At 38.0% G+C, this 24,293-nt stretch carries 24 protein-coding genes and 1 tRNA gene; 23 read left to right on the top strand and 2 right to left on the bottom strand.

From position 1 onward, the window contains the following. Positions 1–73 precede the first annotated feature (73 nt). The 18 genes from hprK to ACFTQ7_RS23265 all read left to right on the top strand — a co-directional run bounded on the left by hprK (position 74) and on the right by ACFTQ7_RS23265 (position 16,419). Positions 74–1,009: an HPr(Ser) kinase/phosphatase gene (gene hprK / locus ACFTQ7_RS23350; protein ID WP_349661884.1), complete on the top strand. Its 936-nt coding sequence runs from the start codon at positions 74–76 to the stop codon at positions 1,007–1,009. Positions 1,010–1,061: 52 nt separating this feature from the next. Next, positions 1,062–1,883, top strand: a complete 822-nt coding sequence (lgt, locus tag ACFTQ7_RS23345) for a prolipoprotein diacylglyceryl transferase (protein ID WP_386831545.1) — start codon at positions 1,062–1,064, stop codon at positions 1,881–1,883. Positions 1,884–1,895: 12 nt separating this feature from the next. Further along, positions 1,896–2,537: a pyrophosphatase PpaX gene (ppaX, locus tag ACFTQ7_RS23340; RefSeq protein ID WP_386831543.1), complete on the top strand. Its 642-nt coding sequence runs from the start codon at positions 1,896–1,898 to the stop codon at positions 2,535–2,537. 4 nt (positions 2,538–2,541) lie between these two features. Continuing rightward, entirely contained in the window at positions 2,542–3,084 is a 543-nt protein-coding gene (locus ACFTQ7_RS23335) for an acyltransferase (RefSeq protein WP_079563778.1), read from the top strand. A 627-nt stretch (positions 3,085–3,711) separates the two neighbouring features. After that, positions 3,712–4,884 (top strand): ATP phosphoribosyltransferase regulatory subunit, encoded by a 1,173-nt coding sequence (locus ACFTQ7_RS23330; protein WP_386831540.1) that lies wholly within the window; start codon positions 3,712–3,714, stop codon positions 4,882–4,884. Beyond that, positions 4,877–5,500 carry an ATP phosphoribosyltransferase gene (gene hisG / locus ACFTQ7_RS23325; RefSeq protein ID WP_386831538.1) on the top strand — a complete coding sequence of 208 codons (624 nt, stop codon included), beginning with the start codon at positions 4,877–4,879 and terminating at the stop codon, positions 5,498–5,500. Before ACFTQ7_RS23330 ends, hisG begins: the two co-directional genes overlap by 8 nt. Positions 5,501–5,562: 62 nt before the next feature. Continuing rightward, the gene (gene hisD, locus ACFTQ7_RS23320) at positions 5,563–6,837 is read left to right on the top strand and encodes a histidinol dehydrogenase (RefSeq protein WP_386831536.1); all 1,275 of its coding nucleotides are present in this window, start codon (positions 5,563–5,565) and stop codon (positions 6,835–6,837) included. Between the two features lie 4 nt (positions 6,838–6,841). After that, on the top strand, positions 6,842–7,441 hold the full coding sequence (gene hisB, locus ACFTQ7_RS23315; protein WP_349661856.1) for an imidazoleglycerol-phosphate dehydratase HisB: 600 nt from the start codon (positions 6,842–6,844) through the stop codon (positions 7,439–7,441). Then, positions 7,438–8,070 carry an imidazole glycerol phosphate synthase subunit HisH gene (gene hisH / locus ACFTQ7_RS23310; RefSeq protein WP_386831534.1) on the top strand — a complete coding sequence of 211 codons (633 nt, stop codon included), beginning with the start codon at positions 7,438–7,440 and terminating at the stop codon, positions 8,068–8,070. Before hisB ends, hisH begins: the two co-directional genes overlap by 4 nt. Next, positions 8,064–8,825, top strand: coding sequence for an imidazole glycerol phosphate synthase subunit HisF (hisF, locus tag ACFTQ7_RS23305; protein ID WP_386831532.1), 762 nt, complete (start codon positions 8,064–8,066; stop codon positions 8,823–8,825). Before hisH ends, hisF begins: the two co-directional genes overlap by 7 nt. Next, positions 8,822–9,439, top strand: a complete 618-nt coding sequence (gene hisIE, locus ACFTQ7_RS23300; RefSeq protein ID WP_386831530.1) for a bifunctional phosphoribosyl-AMP cyclohydrolase/phosphoribosyl-ATP diphosphatase HisIE — start codon at positions 8,822–8,824, stop codon at positions 9,437–9,439. The genes hisF and hisIE overlap by 4 nt, the downstream gene beginning before the upstream one ends. Positions 9,440–9,529: 90 nt before the next feature. Beyond that, positions 9,530–11,053 carry a tetratricopeptide repeat protein gene (locus tag ACFTQ7_RS23295; protein ID WP_386831528.1) on the top strand — a complete coding sequence of 508 codons (1,524 nt, stop codon included), beginning with the start codon at positions 9,530–9,532 and terminating at the stop codon, positions 11,051–11,053. Positions 11,054–11,219: 166 nt separating this feature from the next. Then, the gene (trxB, locus tag ACFTQ7_RS23290; protein ID WP_349661851.1) at positions 11,220–12,164 is read left to right on the top strand and encodes a thioredoxin-disulfide reductase; all 945 of its coding nucleotides are present in this window, start codon (positions 11,220–11,222) and stop codon (positions 12,162–12,164) included. Between the two features lie 530 nt (positions 12,165–12,694). Continuing rightward, a complete protein-coding gene (locus ACFTQ7_RS23285) occupies positions 12,695–13,162 on the top strand; it encodes an 8-oxo-dGTP diphosphatase (protein ID WP_386831525.1) in 468 nt (155 codons plus the stop codon). Between the two features lie 9 nt (positions 13,163–13,171). Beyond that, positions 13,172–14,065 (top strand): RNase adapter RapZ, encoded by an 894-nt coding sequence (rapZ, locus tag ACFTQ7_RS23280; RefSeq protein WP_349661849.1) that lies wholly within the window; start codon positions 13,172–13,174, stop codon positions 14,063–14,065. Between the two features lie 4 nt (positions 14,066–14,069). Continuing rightward, complete coding sequence (locus ACFTQ7_RS23275; RefSeq protein WP_386831523.1) at positions 14,070–15,044, top strand: gluconeogenesis factor YvcK family protein; 975 nt, start codon at positions 14,070–14,072, stop codon at positions 15,042–15,044. A gap of 74 nt (positions 15,045–15,118) precedes the next feature. Further along, on the top strand, positions 15,119–16,066 hold the full coding sequence (gene whiA / locus ACFTQ7_RS23270) for a DNA-binding protein WhiA (RefSeq protein WP_079563766.1): 948 nt from the start codon (positions 15,119–15,121) through the stop codon (positions 16,064–16,066). 95 nt (positions 16,067–16,161) lie between these two features. Further along, positions 16,162–16,419, top strand: a complete 258-nt coding sequence (locus ACFTQ7_RS23265) for an HPr family phosphocarrier protein (RefSeq protein WP_053485816.1) — start codon at positions 16,162–16,164, stop codon at positions 16,417–16,419. Positions 16,420–16,750: 331 nt separating this feature from the next. Here the strand turns inward: ACFTQ7_RS23265 and clpP are convergent, their stop codons facing one another. Beyond that, positions 16,751–17,341, bottom strand: coding sequence for an ATP-dependent Clp endopeptidase proteolytic subunit ClpP (clpP, locus tag ACFTQ7_RS23260; RefSeq protein ID WP_079563765.1), 591 nt, complete (start codon positions 17,339–17,341; stop codon positions 16,751–16,753). 439 nt (positions 17,342–17,780) lie between these two features. Here clpP and ACFTQ7_RS23255 point away from each other — a divergent pair. Beyond that, a tRNA-Arg gene (locus ACFTQ7_RS23255) sits at positions 17,781–17,855 on the top strand. 430 nt (positions 17,856–18,285) lie between these two features. On the opposite strand, the gene ACFTQ7_RS23250 is transcribed toward ACFTQ7_RS23255, so the two are convergent. Continuing rightward, positions 18,286–18,900, bottom strand: coding sequence for a spore coat protein (locus ACFTQ7_RS23250; protein WP_386831519.1), 615 nt, complete (start codon positions 18,898–18,900; stop codon positions 18,286–18,288). 212 nt (positions 18,901–19,112) lie between these two features. Between ACFTQ7_RS23250 and ACFTQ7_RS23245 the strand changes: the two genes are divergently transcribed. The 4 genes from ACFTQ7_RS23245 to ACFTQ7_RS23230 all read left to right on the top strand — a co-directional run bounded on the left by ACFTQ7_RS23245 (position 19,113) and on the right by ACFTQ7_RS23230 (position 23,679). Next, positions 19,113–19,694: a LemA family protein gene (locus ACFTQ7_RS23245; protein WP_386831517.1), complete on the top strand. Its 582-nt coding sequence runs from the start codon at positions 19,113–19,115 to the stop codon at positions 19,692–19,694. Beyond that, positions 19,694–20,434 carry a TPM domain-containing protein gene (locus ACFTQ7_RS23240; protein WP_386831515.1) on the top strand — a complete coding sequence of 247 codons (741 nt, stop codon included), beginning with the start codon at positions 19,694–19,696 and terminating at the stop codon, positions 20,432–20,434. Before ACFTQ7_RS23245 ends, ACFTQ7_RS23240 begins: the two co-directional genes overlap by 1 nt. Positions 20,435–20,964: 530 nt before the next feature. After that, on the top strand, positions 20,965–23,238 hold the full coding sequence (locus ACFTQ7_RS23235) for an alpha/beta hydrolase family protein (protein ID WP_386831513.1): 2,274 nt from the start codon (positions 20,965–20,967) through the stop codon (positions 23,236–23,238). 204 nt (positions 23,239–23,442) lie between these two features. Next, positions 23,443–23,679 (top strand): glutaredoxin family protein, encoded by a 237-nt coding sequence (locus ACFTQ7_RS23230; RefSeq protein WP_386831511.1) that lies wholly within the window; start codon positions 23,443–23,445, stop codon positions 23,677–23,679. Positions 23,680–24,293: the final 614 nt, after the last annotated feature.

The raw sequence follows: 24,293 nt of genomic DNA, 5'->3' as shown, positions 1-24,293 counted from the left end.
GATAGTGGGAATTTTACTGACTGTTAACACAGACAAAACATATTCAATTCCTTTGAATGGAGGCTACAAAACATTGGTCGTAGTATTAACAAGAGACGTTATGGAGAAATTTAAGTTAGAATTGTTAGCTGGTGAGGAAGGAATAGGAAGAACGATTGTTACGAGTGATATTTCAAGACCTGGGCTTGAAATGGCGGGATATTTTACGCATTATCCTGCAAATCGAGTCCAATTGCTTGGAAAAACAGAACTTTCATTTTTTGAAATGTTACCTGCAAATGTGAAACTGGAACGCATGCGTCTACTATGTTCGCAGGATACACCAGCTATTATTATTTCTCGGGATTTAGAGGTACCGAAGGAACTTATACAGGCGTCCAATGAAAAACATGTACCTGTATTTAAAACACATATGACAACAACGAAATTTTCGAGTAGACTAACAAACTATTTAGAAGGTCGCTTAGCACCAATGACTGCTGCTCATGGAGTTTTAGTGGATATATACGGTATCGGTGTACTCATTATCGGAAAAAGTGGTGTAGGGAAAAGTGAAACAGCACTTGAGCTTGTCAAGAAGGGGCACCGTTTAGTGGCTGATGATTGTGTAGAAATCCGTCAGGAGTCAGAGAACTTTTTAATTGGTAGTCCACCACCTCTTTTAGAACATTTACTCGAAATTCGAGGCATCGGTATTATCGATATTATGACCCTTTTTGGAGCAAGTGCGGTACGTCCGTACAAGCGTATTACATTAGTGATCGAATTAGAAATATGGGATCCAGAAAAAGTATATGATCGTCTAGGTTTAGAGGAAGAAAAAATGAAAATCATTGATACGGAATTAACGAAGTTAACGATTCCTGTAAGACCTGGACGAAATGTGTCTGTTATTATTGAAGTAGCAGCAATGAATTACCGTTTGAAAAAAATGGGTGTTAATGCAGCCGAAGAGTTTTCTAGAAGATTAGATGAGGTGATTTCATCAGCGGATGAATTAGATGATTAATTGTTCGTTAATAGGATACAATAGCCTATATGATAGATGAGAGGAGTTTAAGATGGATTTATTATTATTAGATATTAATCCGATTGCTTTCCATTTAGGACCTATCCCCGTTCGTTGGTATGGGTTACTAATTGTATCGGGTATAATTTTAGCTTATATTGTTGGACAAAGAGAGGCTGTTAAGAGGGGCCTACCGGAGGATTTTCTTGCTGATTTATTACTATGGGCTGTTCCTATATCCATAATATGCGCACGTATTTATTATGTAACGATGCGTTGGGATTATTATAGTGAAAACCCGGGGAAGATTATTGAAATTTGGAATGGTGGTATCGCTATTCACGGTGCACTTATTGGGGCATTTTTGACAGGTTACATATTCACTCGTAGAAGAAATATAAGCTTTTTACGAGTAGCAGATATTGCGGCACCGAGTATTTTAATTGGACAGATAATTGGGCGCTGGGGAAATTTTATGAACCAGGAAGCTTATGGCGGTCCAGTATCACGTGAATTTTTAGAACAATTAATGTTGCCGGATTGGATTATTAATCAAATGTATATTGAAGAGTTAGGAACATATGTACATCCTACTTTTTTATATGAATCCGTCTGGAACGTCATTGGTTTAATTATTTTACTAGTATTACGCAAAGTAAATTTAAATCGTGGAGAAATATTCTTCGGCTATTTAATTTGGTATTCAATCGGTCGATTCTTTATAGAAGGTATGCGTACAGACAGCCTATATTTAGTAGGAGATTTACGCTCAGCTCAGGTTGTTTCAATAATAGGTATTGTAGTGGGGCTAGGTGCGATTATTTACCGACGTATAAAAGTAAAACCCGCAGTGAAGTATTTAGATAATAAATAAGGGGTGCGCAGCATGACTGTTAAGGCATTACTATTTGATTTTGATGGTACATTACTCAATACAAATGATTTAATCATTCAAACATTTATGCATGTTTTAAACGAGCGATTTCCCGGGCAATATTCGCCAAAAGATTGCCTGAAATTCCTTGGACCGTCCCTAAAACAGACATTTAGTGACATTGCTCCTGGTGAAGAGGAAGCAATGATTGCAAAATATCGTGAATATAATGAAGTGCACCACGATGAGCTTGTCACTCAATATCCTGATGTGGTATCAACTTTAGAGCAATTAAAGGATATGGGCATCAAATTAGCGATTGTGTCTACAAAGCGTAATGGGATGATTGATCGTGGATTATCTGTTCTAGGAGCAAGTCATTTATTTGATATCCGTATTGGTACGGATGATGTGAAAAATGTAAAGCCTAATCCAGAGCCTGTTTTACTGGCGCTTGAACGCCTTGGAGTAAACAAGGAAGAAGCCATTATGATTGGTGACAATTCCCACGATATTGAGGCAGGACATAACGCTGGAGTTAGAGCAGCTGGTGTCGCATGGGCATTTAAAGGTGAGGAATACTTACAGCAATTCAAACCGGAATATATGTTGCATCATATGACGGATTTATTTGAAATTGTGAAAGCGGGGTAAGTAAATGGCACGTAAAACAGAACGCTATCGTGTCGAAGGAGCAAACTCGCTTTGGAATATTTATGACACGGTGTCCTTTTGGAAGGTGATGAAGTGTTTCATTGTCATTCAAATTGGACGCTTCACACCATTTTTACGTGTGAAAAACTGGTTGTATAGAACTTTTTTAAAAATGGACATTGGTGAACAAACTTCCATAGCTTTAATGGTTATGCCAGATACAATGTTTCCGGAACGTATTCACATAGGTGACAATACCGTTATAGGCTTCAATACGACTATTTTGGCGCATGAATATTTAATAGAGGAATATCGTCTAGGGGATGTTCATATTGGCAATGAAGTAATGGTTGGTGCGAATTCAACGATACTACCAGGTGTAACGATAGGTGACGGTGCGATCGTGTCAGCTGCAACCCTTGTACATAAGGATGTGCCAGCAGGTTGTCTAGCAGGCGGCAATCCTATGCAAATTATTTATTCAGCTGAACAAATGGCGGAACGCAAACGCAATGAAGTAGTAGAATGGTCCACGCCAAAAAAATAATAACATCGAAACTGTGCAAGCTTTGCTGTGCACAGTTTTTTTCTTTTGAAAAGCTGTTGTGAAGTTAAGGGATCATCTTAAATTCGGCAAAACGAGGGGTTGATTTCCGTTCCTCTAGCGCTGATCCCCAAGGAATCGCTCAGTCTCCACTCCATCAACCACTTCACATAGCATGTATCTTCTGGCATGACATTCTAATTAATAGTAATAAAACGAAACTACAGCAGCTTTGTATGAAAGCGTAGCGACAGCAACAACAATTCGGAGGAAGCTCTCGACGCTCGCCCGCTGGAAAGCGAGTAGCCTGGACCGGAAATCACTCGCCATAAATTTCATATAGATTTCCTTGATGATTTTATTTTTCAATACCTTAAACTGTGCAGCCTTACTACGCACAGTTTTTTTGTCTAAAGATTTACTTGTTTAAGGAGAAAAAAAGCTTACTCTGTTGATTAAAGTTTAAAATTTTTTATTTTTAAGTATAATTAACAGAATAATCAGTATTGAAATTATTCGATAATTTAACGGAGTTGAATTGACGGAAAAGAAGAAATAAGTTAGAATTCTTTCATAATCTAATTCTCTAACACTCTAGTGAGTTAAAGTGAATCATAAGGAAGTGTCAAAATGTCGTCGATTAAAATGTTTGAAAAACCACTTGGAATGCGCGATACATTTCCACAAATATTCGAAAAGGTAGAGACTGTTAGAAATACTGGACGAGACTTTTTATGCCGAAGAGGCTTTGAATTTATTAAAACACCTGCAGTAGAGTATTTCGATACAGTCGGTAAAGCATCTGCAATAGCCGATGCGCATTTATTTAAATTAGTAGATAGCCAAGGCAACACGTTAGTATTACGACCTGATATGACAACACCGATTGCACGCGTGGCAACGTCAAAACTATTAAAAGAGATGATCCCAGTACGTCTCGCTTATTTTGCTAGCGTATTTCGCGCACAGGAAGCGGAAGGTGGGCGTCCGGCAGAATTTGATCAAATGGGGATCGAGCTAATTGGGGACAATTCTGTATTTGCTGATGCTGAGGTTATTGTGACAGCTATGGAGTTATTAAAGCATTTTGGATTAGTGAATTTTAAAATGACGATCGGTCATGCAGGTATATTAAATTGTATTTTACAAGATTATACAGAAAGCGTTGAACAACAAAATATACTACGAGCACTCCTTGTGCAACGTAATTATGTAGGATTTGAAGAAGCAGTGGAATCATTTGATTTACCTAAAACAAAATCCGATGCATTACTGCAATTTATTGAAGAAGCTATGAATGTAAAAGAAATTCAAGATATTGAAAAATACGTGCGGAAAAATGACGCATTAGAATATATGCAACAGCTCGCTAAACTACTTGAAATTGCAGACTTAGCGGATTATGTAGCCTTTGATTTTACACTTTCTAGTCATATGAGCTATTACACAGGCATGTTATTCGAAGTGTTTGCTACCGGCAGTGGCTTTCCATTAGGCAATGGGGGACGCTATGACGGATTGCTGGAGGTATTTGGCTCAAAAGTAGGCGCTACAGGATTTAGTATTCGCGTTGATCGCTTATTAGAAACATTGGATGGGCAGTCTGTTGAACGACAAGAAACTACAGTCGTGTTATTTGAGGAAGAACAATTTGAAGAGGCGATTGCAAAGGTAAAAACGCTACGAGCAACTGGTAAACAGGCAACATTGCAGTTAAGGAGTAGCCTTGTTGAAGAAGAAGCATTTTTAGCACACTTCACAGAAGTAGTGATTGTGGGACAGGAGGACGTTGACGGTGAATGAACTAACGATTGCTATGCCGAAGGGACGCATTTTTGACGAGGCATACGAGATGCTTTTAGAAGCCGGCTTTAATTTACCAGAAGAAGTCGAAATGTCCCGTAAACTAATGCTTGAAATTCCAGAAGAGAAAATTCGTTTCATATTAGCAAAGCCAATGGATGTGCCTGTGTATGTTGAACATGGCGTAGCGGATATTGGTATTGCTGGGAAGGATGTTTTGTTAGAACAGCAACGCGAAGTGCATGAGTTACTGGATTTGAAAATAAGTACTTGTTATATCGCTTCAGCAGGCTTACCTAATACGACAATGAATGAGATTGCACCAAGAATAGCGACAAAATATCCTAATATTGCAATGAAATATTATAAGGGTATTGGCGAGCAGGTTGAAATTATTGAGTTAAATGGTTCGATTGAATTGGCACCCATGATTAGCTTAGCAGATCGAATTGTCGATATTGTTTCAACCGGTCGTACGCTGAAAGAAAATGGCTTAGTGGAATATGAATTTATTACAGACGTATCATCACGGTTAATTGCTAACCCTGTAAGCTATCGCATGAAGAGTGACCGTATTATTGATCTCGTGAAACGTTTAAAGAAATGTGTTAAATAAATCAAGCCTCCTGTTGAAAGGGGCACCTACATGAATACCTAGATTTAAAGGAGATTAATCCTATGAAAATATTAAAGCTAGAAAAAGGTATTTCCTTAAAACGACCACTGGAAGGTGGAAATGAAGAACAGTTAAAGGTTGTACGCCAAGTATTGAAAGATGTTCGTGTACAAGGTGACGCAGCCATACGTTCTTATACAGAAAAATGGGATGGCTTTGCCCCTGACTATTTACGCGTAACGAAAGAAGAGTTAGAAGAGAGCGCTAATTCAATTGATCAACAGCTTTATGCTGATTTAACAGAAGCTGCTCAAAATATTCGCCTTTATCACGAGCAGCAAAAGCGTTCAGGTTATCGCATGGAGCTTGCAGATGGTTCATGGCTTGGACAACGAATTACTGCTCTCGATGCAGTAGGTCTTTATGTTCCTGGTGGTACAGCAGCATATCCGTCTTCGGTCTTGATGAACGTGATTCCTGCACAAGTTGCTGGTGTCAAGCGCATTGTTATGACATCTCCCGCAGGTCGCGATGGAAAATTACCTCCAGGTGTACTTGCGGCAGCGCATATTTTAGGGGTAGAAGAAATATACAAAATCGGTGGAGCTCAGGCGATTGCGGCTCTTGCATATGGTACAGAGACAATTTCTCCCGTTGATAAAATTACAGGTCCGGGAAATATTTTTGTAGCATTAGCAAAACGTGAAGTATTTGGTGAGGTAGCAATTGATATGATTGCAGGCCCAAGTGAAATTGCGGTGATAGCAGATGACACAGCATTTGCTGATGAAATCGCAGCCGATCTTTTATCACAGGCGGAGCATGATAAATTGGCTTGTGCCATTTTAGTAACGACTTCTGAGCAATTGGCTAAAAAAGTAGCTGATGAGGTGGAGAAGCAATTAACGACTTTACCGCGTGAAGAGGTAGCGCGAGCATCGATAGAAAACTTTGGTGCCATTTATGTGGCTGAAACGATGGCAGATGCCATAGATGCGATTAATTCGCTAGCACCTGAGCATTTAGAAATTGTCACAAAAAATGCTGAGGCTGTAGCTGAACAAGTACGACATGCAGGCGGTATTTTCATCGGTCGTTATAGCTCAGAGCCAGTGGGTGATTACTTTGCGGGGACTAATCATGTTCTACCAACGAATAGCACGGCACGCTTTGCAAGTGGTTTAAACGTTGATGATTTTGTGAAAAAATCGAGCATCGTCTTTTATAGTGAAAAAACTTGGGCAGAAAATGCACCGAAAATTGCACGTCTGGCACGAATGGAAGGCTTAGAAGGTCATGCGCGTGCAGTCGAATCGCGAGGATGGGAAAAGGAGTAGTACTATGACAGAAAAGAAACGATATGCAAAAGTTGAACGTACAACCAATGAAACACAAATTTCGGTAGCTATCGATTTAGATGGTGAAGGAAAGGCGGATATTAAAACGGGTGTTGGCTTTATGGATCACATGCTTGATCTATTTATCAAACATGGGCTTTTTGATGGGACGATACAAGCGAACGGTGATACCTATATAGACGATCACCATACAACAGAAGACCTCGGAATTGTTTTAGGCCAAGCTATCCGTGAAGCGCTCGGTGATAAAAAAGGAATAAAGCGTTACGGGACAGCATTTGTGCCCATGGATGATGCGCTTGCACAGGTCGTTGTAGATTGCTCGAATCGTCCGCACTTAGAATATCGTGTGCCACCTTTGAAGGAAAAGGTCGGTAGTTTTGATACTGAATTAGTGCATGAATTTTTGTGGAAGTTTGCACTTGAGGCACGGATGAATGTTCATGTCATCGTACCTTATGGACAAAATACTCATCATATTATCGAAGCAATTTTTAAAGCGTTAGCACGTGCCATTGATGCAGCGGTGGAAATTGACCCACGTGTGAAAGGTGTACCATCGACTAAGGGGCTGTTAACGTGAAAATAGGTGTTATTGATTATGGAATGGGGAATTTATTTAGTGTTGAACAAGCCTTAAAACGACTTGGCTGTGAGGTTATTGTCTCATCTGACGAGACTGAACTAGATGCAACAGATGCGCTGTTGCTTCCTGGTGTTGGGGCATTTCCAGATGCCATCAAACGTTTAGCTGAAACGAATTTAAATCGATATTTACAGAAGGTGAAAGCTGAAAATCGACCACTTCTCGGAATTTGCTTAGGCATGCAATTATTATTTGAGCAAAGTGAAGAAGTGACCACTACGCAGGGTTTGGGCTTTTTTAAAGGAAGCATTAAACGATTTAGTGGTGACAACGCAGGGCAGAAGTACCGAGTACCGCATATGGGATGGAATGAGCTCGTAGTAACAAAGCGTCCTTCATGGTTAAAGGGCGAAGGGACGGCAAGGCATGTTTATTTTGTGCACTCGTTTTATGCGACCGATATTGATGAAACAGAGCTTGTCGCTTATGCGAATTACCATGGTATTAAGGTTCCTGGCATTGTTGCAAATGGCTCTATTACGGGCATGCAGTTCCATCCCGAAAAGTCAGGTGAACTAGGTGTGTATTTATTAAAGCAGTGGTTGGAGGGGGTGGCCTCATGTTAACAAAGCGCATTATTCCATGTCTTGATGTGAAAGAAGGACGTGTTGTAAAAGGTGTACAGTTTGTGTCATTACGTGATGCAGGTGACCCAGTAGAGCTTGCGAAGTTTTATGATGAGCAAGGGGCAGATGAGCTTGTGTTTCTAGACATCTCGGCATCACATGAAGGCCGTGAAACGATGGTTGATGTCGTCCGACAAACTGCAGCTACATTAGCCATTCCATTCACAGTAGGTGGTGGAATCCGTACATTAGATGATATGAAACGCATTTTACGTGCAGGTGCTGATAAAGTATCCGTGAATACTTCTGCTTTAGAGCGACCGAAGCTGATTAAAGAAGGTTCTGATTTTTTTGGCGCACAATGTATTGTTGTCGCTATTGATGCTCGCTTTAGTGAGGAAGATGCTACATGGATGGTTTATACGCATGGAGGACGAAATAAAACATCATGGCAGGCAACTGAGTGGGCGAAGGAAGCGGTTCGCTTAGGTGCTGGTGAAATTTTATTAACGAGTATGAACAAGGACGGCGAGAAATCAGGTTTTGATTTAGCCTTAACAAAAGCTGTGAGAGAAGCTGTGACAGTTCCTGTTATTGCAAGTGGCGGTGCAGGGAATGCCGACCATTTTTACGAGGTGTTAGCTGAAGATGTCGATGCAGATGCAGCACTTGCCGCATCCATCTTCCATTACAAAGAAACGAGTGTAGCACAAGTAAAAGAGTACTTACGTGAAAAAGGAGTGGCAGTAAGATGATGGACAGCATTAAATTTGATGAAAAAGGTCTTGTCACTGCAGTTGTACAAGATGCGAATACAAAAGAAGTACTAACTGTAGCGTATATGAATAAAGAGTCGCTTGAAAAAACACTTGAATCGGGAGAAACATGGTTTTACTCACGTTCACGTCAAGAGCTCTGGCACAAAGGAGCAACTAGTGGCCATACACAAAAAGTTGTGTCAATTAAAGCGGACTGTGACGGTGATGCATTAGTCGTGGAAGTAATTCCTTCTGGCCCAGCTTGTCATAATGGAACAACTTCTTGCTTTACAGAAATTATTCAGCAAAATGCCAAGGTCGGATCTGTTGAGATTATTTCTAAACTTGCCAATGTTATTGCGAAACGTGAGCAAGAAATGCCAGAAGGGGCGTATACTACATATTTATTCGATAAAGGAATCGATAAAATCTGTAAAAAAGTTGGAGAAGAAGCAACTGAGGTTGTTATAGGTGCTAAAAATCGCGATACAGAAGAAGTAAAATGGGAGGCTGCCGATTTAATTTATCATCTACTCGTGTTACTACAAGAGCAAAAAGTAAGTGTTTATGACGTGTTACATGTGTTAGAAAAACGTCATGAGGAGAAATAACGGCATATTGCTTATTGTATGCTATAATAGAAGTTACTGTGTAAAGGAACGTATGATACGTTCCTTATTTCTTGTTTCGGAGGAAATGTATTGGAAAAGAAACGTCAAAAAGAGAATCAAACGAATATAGTGTCGTTCATTCCAACAGGCGACTATTATTATAAAAAATCAATTCAAGCAATGAATAGCGGACAAATGAATAAAGCCTATAAATATTTACAGCGAGCAGTTGATTTAAGTCCTGATGATCCAATGATTTTATTGCAGTTAGCGATAGTAGAGTTAGAGGGTCAACGTTTCGAGGAAGCGTATGATCTTCTTCGTCGTGCCTATCAGATAGATAAAGAAAATCCAGAAATTATTTTTTACATGGCAGAGGTTTCAGGATGTATCGGTATTATACATGATGCTAAACGCTTTGCAGAGCAATATTTAGAAATAGAGCCAGAGGGTGCTTATGCTGATGAAGCTGCTGAAATATTAGACTTTGTTGATTTTGAGCAGGATGACTTTGAAGAGCTTGAAGGTTCTGCTGAAGATTTATATCGGCAGGAGCAAGCAAGACGTTGTATGGAAAAGGGAGATTTCCCTGAAGCTATTAATATGCTAGAAGAGTTAATTGAAGATAGACCGGATTTTTGGTCAGCTTATAACAACTTAGCCCTTGCCTATTTTTATGTTGGTGAAGCAGAACAGGCGAAGGCGCTTCTAAATACTGTATTACGTGAAAATAAAGGGAATTTACATGCGCTATGTAATTTAACGGTTATCGCGTACTATGAAAAAAATGAAGAAGATTTAAAAGATCTTTTAGAAGTACTTGTGAAAATTCAGCCATACTTATGGGAACATCGCTATAAGTTGGGTGCAACATTAGCGCTCGTTGGACAATATGAATTAGCATTTAAATGGTTGCGTAGCATGCAAAAAAGAGGCTATGTAGGCGATGCTGGCTTTTACTTTTGGTTATCTCATGCAGCTTATTTCTCAGGACATGAAGAAATATCAAAGAGTGCATGGGAGCAACTACTTGAGCTAGATCCTGAAAAAGAAGGCTTTGAACCTTGGCGTCAAGAAGAAAACACGTATTCACTGGATGCATTAGAACACGACCGTGATTATATTGTGGAGAAGCTGGAGAGCGATTATACAAGTGAACGCATATTTGGTTTATTTTTACTAAGTTGTACAGCGCATAAACAGGAAATTATCGCACATCCCAAATGGATAGATGTTGACGAATGTAATGCGTATGAAAAGCTGTTCCTAGCTTATGCACTAGGACATCAATTTGATATGAAAAACAAAGTAGAGGCTAGCTTTATACGAGCAGTAAGTGTGTCCGAAACTTTACTTGAACAGTATGGTAAGTTGACGACATTAATTGCACCGATGTTCCAAATGTGGTTTGTACTTTGTGAGCAAGCATTGATAAACAATTATCGTTTCACAAATCCAGCGGCTATTGCAGGAGCAAATGACTATTTATTCCGCTCTTCTCGTAATCTTAAGGTGACAAAAAAAGAGATAGCTCAGCAATACGGAGTATCCGTGTCAACTTTATCGAAGTACATTGATGAAATTTTAATGTTTTTACCAAGTACGAATAATTAGACTGTGAGCAACATAGTTGAATAACTTTTTACTTTCACATACGATGAACATACTGAAGTTATTATCAATTGAGTCTTGGCTGCGTCCGAGGCATTACCTTCATTCAGTAGGTGTTTGCGCACCTACTGAATGAAGGTAAAAAAGTATTTGTTTAGGGGGAAGTATTATGTCAGAAGAAAAAATTTATGATGTTGTAATAATTGGTGCAGGTCCGGCTGGTATGACTGCGGCTGTTTATACATCACGTGCCAACCTTTCAACTTTAATGATTGAACGTGGGATCCCTGGCGGACAAATGGCGAATACAGAAGAAGTAGAAAACTATCCTGGATTTGATACAATTTTAGGGCCTGAGCTATCAACAAAAATGTTCGACCATGCTAAGAAATTTGGTGCAGAATATGCATATGGCGATGTAACTGAAATTATTGATGGTGAGGAATATAAAACAATAAAATCAGGTGCTAAAGAATATAAAACTCGAGCAATTATTATTTCTACAGGTGCGGAATATAAAAAAATGGGCGTGCCTGGCGAAAAAGAACTTGGAGGCCGTGGTGTCAGCTATTGTGCAGTATGTGATGGTGCATTCTTCAAGCAGAAAAATCTTGTTGTCGTAGGTGGCGGAGATTCTGCTGTTGAAGAAGGCGTTTATTTAACTCGCTTTGCTGATAAAGTAACAATTGTGCACCGTCGTGATAAATTACGCGCACAAAAAATTCTCCAAGATCGGGCCTTTGCTAACGAAAAAATCGATTTCATTTGGAATGCAACAGTCAAAGAAATCAATGAAGCTGATGGTAAAGTTGGAAGTGTAACATTACAATCAACTGTAGATGGTGCAGAATCTGATTTTGTTACTGATGGCGTATTCGTATACATTGGTATGCTTCCATTAACAAAACCATTCGAGTCTCTTGGAATTTTAAATGATGCTGGTTATATTTTGACAAATGAAAATATGGAAACAACAGTACCAGGTATCTTTGCAGCTGGTGATGTACGCGAAAAATCACTTCGTCAAATCGTTACAGCAACAGGTGACGGAAGTATTGCAGCACAAGCGGTACAGCATTATGTGGAAGAATTATTAGAAAAAATTAATGCTTAAAATTGAACACTCCTAAAATCTGTTTTTGAATGGATCATCACCAAAAGTTGTGGATGACATTTGTTAAAACGTATACCACTTTGTTAACAAGTCGATTGGAGTTCAGGCTGGACGCCTCCAGGAAAGCGCCCAGCCGGAACGGACATCAACCCCACATTATGGTGATGATTCTCTTTGATTAGTTTTTAAGGAAAAAAATACAATTTTAATACGGTCTTAATATAGTTGTAACTTGAATGACATATAAAAGGTGTAAGATAAAAAGTGTAATTAGCAATCCCCCTTTTATTTTGTTGAGTAGGTTGTTTCCGCCAAATAAGGTGGAGCAACCTATTTTTGTTGTAAGCGGAAATTTTGAATTTTTTTGTGGCGGAGTTTCATATGCTTGAATAAAGGTTGAAAAATAGGTTTCCATACATGTATCGGTGAAGTTAAAATTGCAATGCGCCTAAAGTTTAGAATTGAGGACAAACCTTGTTTAGTCTTGCTATAATAAAAGGAAGAACGTAAAAGTGATTAGAGGTGTGCCTATGCAAAGAATTGCAAATTTAATAGCCATAAAAGACGATCAAGTATTATTACTTCAGAAGCCGAGACGTGGCTGGTACGTAGCTCCTGGCGGTAAAATGGAGAGCGGTGAGTCGATTTATGAGGCTGCTGTACGTGAATTTAAAGAGGAAACAAATGTCACACCTATAAATGCTCATTTAAAGGGTGTTTATACAATGATTATTAAAGAAAACAACGAGGTAGTGGACGAATGGATGCTTTATACGTTTGTTGCAAAGGATATAGAAGGCATACCGTTTAAAGAAACTAGAGAAGGCAAACTCGCATGGCACCCAGTAGAGGACTTGAAACATTTGCCAATGGCTGAAGGTGATCGAACAAATTTACAATTTGCTATTTCACAATCAGGCATTCAGTACGGTACATTTGAATATACGACTGATTTTGAATTACTTCATGAGAAAATACAAATATCAATAGAACACTAAAGGAGCTGCATGACAGTGGTGGTTGAAGACCTAAAAGGTAAACATGAATTAGTTATTATTACAGGAATGTCTGGAGCTGGGAAAACAGTAGCTATTCAAAGCTTTGAAGATTTAGGGTATTACTGTATTGATAATTTACCACCAGCGTTACTCACAACATTTTTAACCCTACTAAGGGATTCGGGTAAAAATATTACACGTATAGCAGCTGTCATGGATATGCGTGGCGGCGACTTTTTTGATTCTCTTATTGGCGCCCTCGACCATATGCTTAAAGAAGGCGATATAGTTGCAAGAATTTTATTTTTAGATGCAGATGATGCAACGTTAGTTAGACGTTATAAGGAAACAAGACGTGCACATCCTTTGGCTGCAAATGGATTGCTATTAAATGGCATTAAACGAGAACGTAATCTTTTATCGGAAGTAAAGGGGCGCGCTAAATTTGTTTATAATACATCCAATATGAAGCCAAAAGAGCTACGTGAAAAAATCGCAAAAGAATTTGCAAATGATGCCAATAATATATTCTCAGTAAATATTATGTCTTTTGGATTTAAACATGGTATGCCGATCGATGCCGACTTAGTGTTTGATGTCCGTTTTTTAAAAAATCCATATTATGTAGAGGAGTTACGTCATAAAACAGGATTACAAACTGAGGTATCTTCTTATGTGCTGGCACTTGAGGATACGCAAACACTCATTCAAAAACTTACGGATTTGTTTGAATTTATGATTCCACTTTATAGACAAGAGGGCAAATCACAACTTGTTATTGCTTTTGGATGTACTGGAGGACAGCATCGCTCAGTAACATTAGCGGAATATTTCGGAGCATATTTAGCTGGGAAGGAAAAAACTGTTATTGCGCATCGTGACATCAATCGTAGAAAGGATTGAGTAAATGGGAAAGAAGCGAACAAAGCTTGTTGTAATAGGTGGTGGCACAGGGCTTTCTACCCTGCTGCGAGGCCTCAAGCACCACCCATTTGATATTACTGCAATTGTTACAGTAGCAGATGATGGTGGTTCTTCAGGACGCTTACGAGATGACTATGATATTCCACCACCCGGTGATGTCCGTAATGTTATCGCAGCGTTATCGGATGTTGAGCCGCTTGTAGAGCAAATGTTTCAATATCGATTTTTAGCATCGGAAGATTTACGTGGTCATTCATTAGGTAATTTAATGCTAACGGCTTTAACAGATATTACTGGTGACTTTAACCATGCTATTAGTGAAATGGGAAAAGTTTTAAAGGTGCATGGCCGCGTCATACCAGCAGCTAATAAAAAGATAAATTTACATGCCGAACTTGAGGACGGGTCTATCATTGAAGGTGAATCTAAAATTCCTTTGGCTAAAAAACGAATTAATCGAGTTTTTTTAGTGCCTGAAAACGTGAAACCGCTACCAGAGGCTATTCGAGCAATCAATCGTGCCGACTATATTTTAATTGGTCCGGGAAGTTTATATACGAGTATAATTCCAAACCTTCTTGTAAAAGAAATTGGAGAAGCTGTTGTAAAGGCAAAAGGAAGAAAAATTTACGTTTGTAATTTAATGACTCAAAAAGGTGAAACCATTTCCTATACAGCAGGTGATCATGTGAAAGCTATATATGACCATGTTGGAGACGCCTTCATTGATTCTATTTTAGTAAATGATGTAAAGCTTCCTTATCCTGTAAAAGAGCTTTATAAGGAAGAGTGTGCTGAGCCGGTAACGTTCGACGTTGCCAAGCTCGAAAGCATGCGATTAGAGGTTATTCAACGAGATATTGCCACGATTCGTCCTGATGGAACGGTTCGTCATAATGCGGCAAATGTTGCGGAATGGCTTGTAGATTATGCAAAAATCTATGAGGCAAAAAGTTAGTGAATTATAAAGCGCTTATTGTATATGATAAGATGGCATATACATAGAACAAAAGGTTGAAAGGAGGGCGTGATATGTCTTTTGCTTCTGAAACGAAAAAGGAATTAACTCAAATAGAAGCGGACAATCATTGTATGAAAGCAGAAGTATCTGCCCTAATTCGTATGAATGGTTCATTATCTTTCGCTAATAAGCAGTTAAGCTTAGACGTACAAACCGAAAACGCTGCAATCGCAAGAAGACTTTATACGATTATGAAAAAGCTATATCCATATAATGTAGAGTTGCTTGTTAGAAAAAAAATGCGTTTGAAAAAAAATAACGTATACATTTGCCGTGTTAGAGAAGGTGCGCGTGAGCTACTAATTGATTTAGAAATCATCTCAGACGACTTTCAATTTAATCATACTATTTCTCGGGAGCTCATTAAAAAGGGTGGCCAAAAAAGAGCATATTTACGAGGAGCATTTTTAGCTGGAGGTTCGGTCAACAATCCAGAAACATCAGCCTACCATTTAGAAATTTATTCATTATATAAAGAACATGGCGAGGCTTTAATGGATTTGATGAATGAATTTGAGCTAAATGCAAAAACAATTGAACGAAAAAAAGGCTTTGTAACTTATTTAAAAGAAGCTGAAAAAATTTCCGATTTCCTTAATATTGTTGGGGCTCATCAAGCAATGATGAAGTTCGAAGACGTCCGCATATTACGAGATATGAGAAATAGTGTTAATCGTATTGTTAACTGTGAAACAGCGAACTTAAATAAAACAATAGGTGCCGCATTACGTCAAGTAGAGAACATCCGATTTATTGAAAATTCAATAGGTCTCGATCAATTACCAGAAAAACTTCGTGAAATAGCGCGATTACGAGTAGAATATCAAGATGTAACACTGAAAGAACTTGGTGAAATGGTATCAAGTGGAACGGTTAGTAAATCAGGTGTCAATCATCGATTACGTAAAATTGATGAGATTGCCGATGCATTAAGAAGTGGCGAAAAAATTGGTGGCTAAATTTTCATACTTTTCAGGTACGTGTTGTTCTTTTGCTAGTAAGTAAGGTAATATAAAAATAATAAGATGAACGGTAGTAAAGGGGAGTTTTAAGAATGACCGAGAGAAGAGTCCATGTAAAATTAAAATTAGGACTACAAGCTAGACAAGCAGCGCTATTTGTACAAGAAGCAAATCGCTTTAGCGCAGATATCTTTCTTGAGAAAGACGAGAAAAAAGTAAATGCTAAATCCATTATGGGTGTTATGAGCTTAGCCATTGCAAAAGGAACAGAAGTTGTCCTTAGCGGTGATGGTAACGATGCTGAGCAAGCGGTTACAGCATTAGCAGCCCTAATTGAAAAAGAAGATTAATAAAACGCATAATGCATAATGCAGAAACTGTCCAAGAGGTAAAAATTACATATTGGGCAGTTTTTTTGCGCTTTCATATTGAAAAAGCAAGTCCTATTTTTGTTGGATATTTGTATAACTTAAAATGAAGGCCAATGTTATCCTGTATCGATCGTCGACATGAGGGATAGGATGAGGGATAGGAAGATTGAAGTCATAGGGAGTAGAGTCGGAGTCGGAGCGATGGGAGAAAGGTCAAAGCGTCGGAAAGAAGAGCCGAATCAGGGTAGACCCATCAAAGCAAACAAAAAAAGACATCTCAGGAATAAACCTTAGATGCCTTTCGTCTTTTTTATTTACGGTCGTTGCGATCCATAATTTGGTCGATTAAGCCGTACTCTTTTGCGCGCTCAGCAGTCATGAAGTTATCGCGGTCTGTATCTCTTGCAATGACTTCAAGTGGTTGACCTGTACGTTCTGATAAAATACCGTTTAATTTTTCACGTAAGAATAAAATACGTTTTGCAGCGATTTCGATTTCAGTCGCCTGACCTTGTGCACCGCCAAGTGGTTGGTGAATCATTACTTCAGCATTCGGTAATGCGAAACGTTTACCTGGTTCACCAGCTGCAAGTAGGAAAGCACCCATAGATGCTGCCATACCGATACAAATTGTTTGTACTTGTGGCTTGATAATTTGCATTGTGTCATAAATTGCCATGCCGGCAGTAATTGATCCACCTGGTGAGTTAATATAAAGAAAGATATCTTTATCTGGATCTTCTGCTTGTAGGAATAGGAGTTGAGCAACAATTGAGTTAGCAACGTTGTCGTCAATTGCACTTCCTAATAGGATAATACGGTCTTTTAGTAGTCGTGAATAGATGTCGTACGCACGTTCACCACGACTTGTTTGTTCAATAACTGTAGGAATTAAATTCATGTTAAATCCTCCTTAGAAAACTAAATTCGAATACTTTTGCTGAAAACTTCCATCGTATTCAGCTGTATCCTTATCATACACATTATAGTCAGGGAAGGTCAAATATTAACCCTGTTAAAGTGAAATAAATTAAAATAATTTCGCCTTTACGTAGATAAATGATGCGCCTGAAGCCCGTACATTAAATTCCTTTCTAGTGCGTGACGTACAATGGTGGCTGCATTTTATTTACTAGTTATTTTGACACTTACTGTATGAAGATAAAAAAAGTTTAAATGTTTTACATTCTATAGTTGAATTATGAGCAATACGTTTGTATAATGAATAAGGTCATAAGTTAAAGTACAGTACACTATTTTGTCAGGTATGCTTCAAATGAGGATTATCTACATCATGCTTTTTGTTAAGCCTAGTGGGTACTTTTTTTTTGTGCTCAATTGCCCTCGTGGTGTAATGGATAACACGTAAGATTCCGGTTCTTGCACTGGGGGTTCGATTCCCTCCGAGGGCGCCATTTTACTGATTATTTAATATATTTTTATAACTCGAATTCTCCTAATAAGTAGTTTAGCAGCCTGCTTAGAGGAGAAAGAGAGGGAAATTAATGGGAATATTACCTAGTAGGCATTATTCCCGTATCTGTTCCTTTCAAACCTTCAAAAAAGCAACAACTCCAAATTATTTTTTAGTGAACATACTGTACGTGAAGACTAGTTAAACTAGTCGAAAAAAAGAATCCTATCTGAGGGGATTCTTTTTTTTTGCAAAAAAGTAACATGTGTAATGGGTTTTGACTGTGGAGTTAGAGATCGTGTTGGCTAGTGGTCGAAGAGAGAAGCTTTTTGTAATCCGCAAAACGAGCGAGGAAAATTTATAGTTCATTAAATAAGAGCAGCCCCTTGTGATGATGCATCACATATGGGACTGCTCTTGTTTTTTTATTATTAATGTAGGGGATTTGTTGTTGTGTCGAACGAATTAAGCATCGTGTGCATATCTTGTTGAGAATATTGTGGTACTTGATAGTAGCTATGCATATTTTGGTAAATAGATAATTCGTATGCCATTTCGATGCAGTTGGGAATACTATCAGCAACAACTCGTCGAACTACAGGGTTTGTAGTTTCAGTTGCGGCAGCAGTCATACATTTTGCTGCCCCTTTTTGAGCACCTAATAGGAAGCCAGAGATTGCTTCGTCGTTGAGCTCGCTTGCATTTTGCATAGGCTTTTTAGGTTGGCCAGGATTTAATCCATATTTAAAATCATTTCCTGTCTCCATTTGATAGCGTCCCGTAGGTACAGTAGGATCATGCCCTGTTTTAAATGATTCCACAATTGTGTTATACATACCTAATGTGAAATTATATTGGCGATCCAAAATGCTAAGTAACTCCGGATCCTTAACATGTTGACGTAAAAAGATGGATTGATTCATTCCAGCAATGATTTCTCCAATTGTTTCATGCATGTCCATTACCTCATGTCCACCATGATTTAGGCTTTGTTGCTGGTTGAATGATGTTTGGTTTGATGATTCATTTTGAAACGATTGTGTCAAAAAAAGCGCCTCCTATATATCATAGTTTTGTTACATATTAAGTATGGCACGTTAGACAAATTTCATACGGTATTGATGCGTTTGCATATATGTAGAATAGAGATGTTTTTTTGTTGCACATTAGTGGTAATGAAAAGAATAGCTCATCATCAAAATAAATAGTATTTCTGATTTTGAGTGATAGCTAAAAGAAAGCGAAGGTGGTTTTAAAGTTGAAAAAAATATTTGGACCTATCGGAATTATCGTTATTATTTTAGTTGTATTGTCCTTACTATTTATACCAAAATACAATAGCCTTGTAACTGCCGAGGAAGGCGTTGATTCGAAATGGGCTCAAGTTGAAAATCAGCTACAACGTCGCTTCGATTTGATTCCGAACTTAGTAGAATCTGTAAAAGGATATGCCAACCATGAAAAAGAGGTTATCGCTAGCATTGCAGACGCACGTGCACAAATGGGAAATGCTCAAAGTCCAAAGGAGCAAGCGGTTGCCAATGATGCATTGAATGGAGCACTTAGTCGATTGCTAGTAGTTGTAGAAAATTATCCGAATTTAAAGGCAGATGCAAACTTCCGTCAATTAATGGATGAATTAGCGGGGACTGAAAACCGTTTAGCTGTTGCCCGAGAAGACTATAACAATGAAGTGCAGGCTTTTAATAAAACAGTCAAACGTTTCCCAGGCAATTTAATTGCTGGGATGTTTGGTTTTGAACAGAGGGAATACTTTAAAGCTGCTGCCGGTGCTGAAAAGGCACCATCTATAGATTTTAGCGGTTCAGGTAAACAATAATGAAACGGTTGATGACCCAACTTGCTATTGTTGGCTTCATATTTAGTTTAACTATTAGAACAGCAGATGCCGCAATGCCAACGCCGATGGAAAATACGTATATTCATGATTTTGCAAATGTTTTATCTGCCTCTGTGGAGGAAGAACTCAATCGTTACTCAGAGCAGCTAGATAAAGGTACAGGTGCTGAAATTATGGTCGTAACAGTAGATAATATTAATGGTCAAGAACCAAAAATGTATGCTACAAAAATGATTCGCTCTTGGGGTATTGGTGATGCTCAAAAAAATAATGGTGTGTTAATTTTAGCAACGTTTGGGCAGGGAAAAGGCAATAATGATGTTGTGATCGCGGTAGGCCAAGGCCTTGAAGGGGCATTACCAGATGGCAAACTGGGGCGCATTTTAGATGATGCGTTTTATCCAAATGCAGGTGCTGAAAATATGGATAAGGCATTTAAAGCAACGTACGCGGAAGTATTTCAAAATGTCGCGCAAGAGTACGATTGGGATGGAGAGGTGCCTGGAAATACAACTGACAATGAAGGAATGCCTACATGGATAATTATTTTAATCGTGATCATAGTTATTGTTGTATCAAGCGGTAGAGGGGGAGGGCCTCGTTCGGGTCGACGTGGCGGTTATCCAGGTGGCTTTGGCAGTGGTCGCTCTGGAGGAAGTGGCTTTGGCGGATTCGGAGGAGGCTCATCTGCTGGTGGTGGAGCAAGTCGAAAATTTTAACTTCTTTCCGATTCCAAACGAATAATGCTGAGGCGATTGAATATTATATTTAAAAAGTGAACTCATTTGTAGTTCACTTCTTTACTGGTTTAAAAGTGCTAACAATATAACTGTATTGATATGGAGTAAACATTTTGAAGAAAAGATTTTTATCAGCAATATGTGCAGTTATTTTAACGACATCAGCTGTTATTCCTGTATCTAAGCAGGAAGTTTTTATCATTTGACTAAGGATAAGAATGTCTTAAATGCTAAGGCAGGGAGTAGGTTGGCCATTGTTTGCTCAACACGATCAAGAGGATATCATCACTGTTTTACAAAAAGTAATGGGGAATTCGTTCTGTCATCAGTTATTTGCACCTATGATGACGAATATATATATATATACCGTTTATCTACTCATGTATGAATCGTTTTCATACCTTTTAATCTAGTGGATCAGAAAATTGACGAACATACATAAGTTGGTATAAATTCAATGTATTGACAAAAAAGTGTATAACGCGAATTGATAATAGGAGGGAATCATTTTGAAAAAAAGATTTTTATCAGCATCATTAGCGGTTATTTTAACGACATCTGCTGTCATTCCTGTATCTATGCAGGAAGTGCGCGCGTCCAATGAAACTAGCAGTCAAGTAGAAGTAAGAGAGGAACGTCTATCTGCTAAGGAGTTTTTAGATTTAACGGTAACAGCCCTTACGTTCCAGCATGGATCTGAGACAATGCGTCAGGAAATCATTGATACTTGGGTAAAAGGCGCAGAATTAAAAGATTTAAGTGGCAATATTAAACGTGATGAAGTGGCACGTATTTTAGTAAGAGCTTTAAATAAAGAAGAAAAAGAAGCAACACTTGCTGAGTATCAAGAAAAAGCAAATAAGCTTGGTTTATTTAATGGTCTTTCGAATAGTGAAACGATTACTAAACAAGATGCGGTCAAAATTTTAAACAACGCTAAAAATGTGAAAAACGCTGTCAGTAATAAAGGCGTGAAAGAAATTTCTGTAGAAGATTTCATGAAAAACCCTGGAAGCGTCGGCTATCAACTTTCACCAGACGGAAATTATATTACTTATAACTCTGCGTGGAAAAATCGTTCGAATGTGTACGTAAAGAAAATGAATGATGATAGTGAGCCAGTGCGTGTATCTAGCTCAAAGGACCGTGATATTGCCGGGTCATTCTGGAAAGATAATAATTTACTATATTTAAAGGATAAAGGTGGCGATGAAAACTTCCACATTTATTCAACAAAATTTAATGGTAATAAGGAAAAAGATTTAACTCCTTATCCAAATGTAACAGTTAGGTTCTTAAGTGGTTTACAGGGCGTTAAAGACGAAATCCTTATTACGATGAATAAAGAAGATGCAAAGGTCTTTGATGTATACAAGCTTAATGTGAAGACTGGAAAAACTACGCAAGTTGCTAAAAATCCAGGTAATATTTCGAGTTGGTTAGCAGATCATGATGGAAAAGTACGTATGGCAGTTACTTCAGATGGTGTAGAAGGAACTATTCTTTACCGTGACTCAGAGAAAGACGAATTTAAGCCATTTATTGAAATGAAAGCAGGAGATGAAGTAATGCCACTTGCTTTCTCTAAAGACAATAAACATATTATCGCAACTTCTAATAAAGGAAGAGATAAAGTAGAAGTGGTTAAATATGATTTAAAAGGTAATGAAGAAGTAATTATGTCCAACTCAGAAGTGGATGTAATAGGTGTATTATATAGTCCTGAGAAAGATAAATTAGTATACGGTGGATATATAACAGATAAAATACACTATCAATTTTTTGACAAGGACTTTGAAAAACTATTCCGTAAAATTCAAAACAAATTAGGAGTTCATGAAAGTGAATTAAGAATTAATGATTACAATAAAGAAATGACAAAATTTATTGTTAGTGTTTCGAGTGACACTGTTTACGGAAAATATTATTATTACGATTCAAAAACAGATAAAATGACAGAAATGGCAACATTAAGCCCTTGGTTAAAACAAGAAGAGCTTGCAGAAATGCATCCAATCTCATATAAAAGTCGAGATGGTCTAACAATTAATGGTTATTTAACTTTACCAAAAAATAAAGAGGCTAAAAATCTGCCACTTATCGTCAATCCACATGGTGGGCCATGGGGCCGTGATACTTGGGGCTTTAATCCTGAGGTGCAACTACTAGCAAACCGTGGTTATGCGGTACTACAAATGAATTTCCGTTCTTCGGCTGGATACGGTAAAAAGTTCCTTGAGGCTGGTAATAAGCAGTGGGGTCTCAAAATTCAAGATGACATTACGGATGGTGTACAATGGGCAATCGACCAAGGTATTGCAGATCCAAAACGTATCGGAATTTACGGTGCATCTTTTGGAGGTTATGCAACTTTAGCAGGCATCGCTTTCACACCAGATCTATATGCAGCAGCAGTTGATTATGTGGGTGTATCGAATATCTTTTCGCTATTAAATACAATTCCTCCATACTGGGAAACAATGCGTGAAATGTTATATGAGCGTGTAGGGCATCCAGAGAAGGATAAAGAGCTATTAACAGCAGTTTCACCTGTCTTCCACGTGGATAAAATTAAAACACCATTATTCGTCGCTCAAGGTGCAAATGATCCACGTGTAAACAAAGCTGAATCTGATCAAATTGTTGAAGCGTTACGTGCAAGAGGCGTCAATGTAGAATACATGGTGAAGGATAATGAAGGCCATGGTTTCCAAAATGAAGAAAATAAAATCGAATTCTACAATGCAATGCTGAAATTCTTAGATAACCATCTGAAAAAATAATATGAAAGAAGACTGTGCAGAAAGTATGACCTTGCACAGTCTTTTATAGTTAGAACCCTAATGGAATAATCCATGTATCCGATTATTTTACTGTTTTAGGGATAAGAAAAGTTAGAACTATTTTAATAATTGGTGCTATTTCTCGATAAATTGTTTATAGATAGCTGTTTCGTTTTATAATAGCTCATAAGGGAGGTGCTGTAATTGAACGTGAAATTTTTTAGTCGAGCTAATTGTGGGCTATGTGTAGAGGGATTGCATACATTAAAGCTTGTACAGGAAGATATAGATTTTGATATAGAAATTATTGATATTGAAGAAGATGAGAGCATACATGAAATGTATATGCTCATGATTCCAGTAGTAGAAAAGGATGGGCAAGTAATACAATACGGCAATTTGGATTATGCAACACTTATGGAGCATTTATGTAGCGAATAACAAAGGGAGATTCGCTAATGTACATATGAGTAGCTTTTATAATGAAGGATAAAAACCTTTCCTAAAAAATTCGCATTTCTCCTGCTATGTTTGTAGCAGAATCCAAACGAGTAACCTTGTATAAATCAACATACACAGAGAGTGGAAGCGAATATGTTTAAAAACTTCGTTTCCGTCTAAGAGGTTAATTATTTATTTAGACCTAATGATAGTAACCTTATGAGTGTTCCTTTAATTGAAAGGATTGATTCTATTTAATAGTATGATTTAGCTGTCGTTAAATCTAATGTATTGAAAAATTGTTTAAACGTGTTGACAAGTGAAAAGTAATCATGATATATTGTTATTCCTGTCACTTCGACAGTGAAAAATATTTCAAAATAAGTTTGACAAACATATTGATATTTTGATAGAATAAAATCCTGTCACATCGACAGTGAAAAAACATTTCGAAATAGTTGTTGACAAATATATTAATATTTTGATATAATTAAATCCTGTCGCTGATCGACAGTGAAAAAATGAACCTTGAAAACTGAACAAGCAAAACGTAATCAATAAAGTTTTTAGTAGCTAACCTTGAGTTAGTGAACGAAACAAAATTTTGGACATCA

It is taken from the genome of Lysinibacillus sp. NPDC056959, assembly GCF_042674095.1.
Taxonomy (GTDB): Bacteria; Bacillota; Bacilli; order Bacillales_A; family Planococcaceae; genus Lysinibacillus; species Lysinibacillus zambalensis.
The sequence above is the reverse complement of the archived record's forward strand: the minus strand, read 5'-3'. Positions and strand labels throughout refer to the sequence as shown.

What these genes read in the sequence shown, in the direction of transcription:
- lgt (WP_386831545.1), top strand. Translation starts at nt 1,062, where the DNA reads ATGGATTTATTATTATTAGATATTAATCCGATTGCTTTCCATTTAGGA.
- ppaX (WP_386831543.1), top strand. Translation starts at nt 1,896, where the DNA reads ATGACTGTTAAGGCATTACTATTTGATTTTGATGGTACATTACTCAAT.
- ACFTQ7_RS23335 (WP_079563778.1), top strand. Translation starts at nt 2,542, where the DNA reads ATGGCACGTAAAACAGAACGCTATCGTGTCGAAGGAGCAAACTCGCTT.
- ACFTQ7_RS23330 (WP_386831540.1), top strand. Translation starts at nt 3,712, where the DNA reads ATGTCGTCGATTAAAATGTTTGAAAAACCACTTGGAATGCGCGATACA.
- hisD (WP_386831536.1), top strand. Translation starts at nt 5,563, where the DNA reads ATGAAAATATTAAAGCTAGAAAAAGGTATTTCCTTAAAACGACCACTG.
- hisB (WP_349661856.1), top strand. Translation starts at nt 6,842, where the DNA reads ATGACAGAAAAGAAACGATATGCAAAAGTTGAACGTACAACCAATGAA.
- hisF (WP_386831532.1), top strand. Translation starts at nt 8,064, where the DNA reads ATGTTAACAAAGCGCATTATTCCATGTCTTGATGTGAAAGAAGGACGT.
- hisIE (WP_386831530.1), top strand. Translation starts at nt 8,822, where the DNA reads ATGATGGACAGCATTAAATTTGATGAAAAAGGTCTTGTCACTGCAGTT.
- trxB (WP_349661851.1), top strand. Translation starts at nt 11,220, where the DNA reads ATGTCAGAAGAAAAAATTTATGATGTTGTAATAATTGGTGCAGGTCCG.
- ACFTQ7_RS23285 (WP_386831525.1), top strand. Translation starts at nt 12,695, where the DNA reads ATGCAAAGAATTGCAAATTTAATAGCCATAAAAGACGATCAAGTATTA.
- rapZ (WP_349661849.1), top strand. Translation starts at nt 13,172, where the DNA reads ATGACAGTGGTGGTTGAAGACCTAAAAGGTAAACATGAATTAGTTATT.
- ACFTQ7_RS23275 (WP_386831523.1), top strand. Translation starts at nt 14,070, where the DNA reads ATGGGAAAGAAGCGAACAAAGCTTGTTGTAATAGGTGGTGGCACAGGG.
- whiA (WP_079563766.1), top strand. Translation starts at nt 15,119, where the DNA reads ATGTCTTTTGCTTCTGAAACGAAAAAGGAATTAACTCAAATAGAAGCG.
- ACFTQ7_RS23265 (WP_053485816.1), top strand. Translation starts at nt 16,162, where the DNA reads ATGACCGAGAGAAGAGTCCATGTAAAATTAAAATTAGGACTACAAGCT.
- clpP (WP_079563765.1), bottom strand. Translation starts at nt 17,341, where the DNA reads ATGAATTTAATTCCTACAGTTATTGAACAAACAAGTCGTGGTGAACGT.
- ACFTQ7_RS23240 (WP_386831515.1), top strand. Translation starts at nt 19,694, where the DNA reads ATGAAACGGTTGATGACCCAACTTGCTATTGTTGGCTTCATATTTAGT.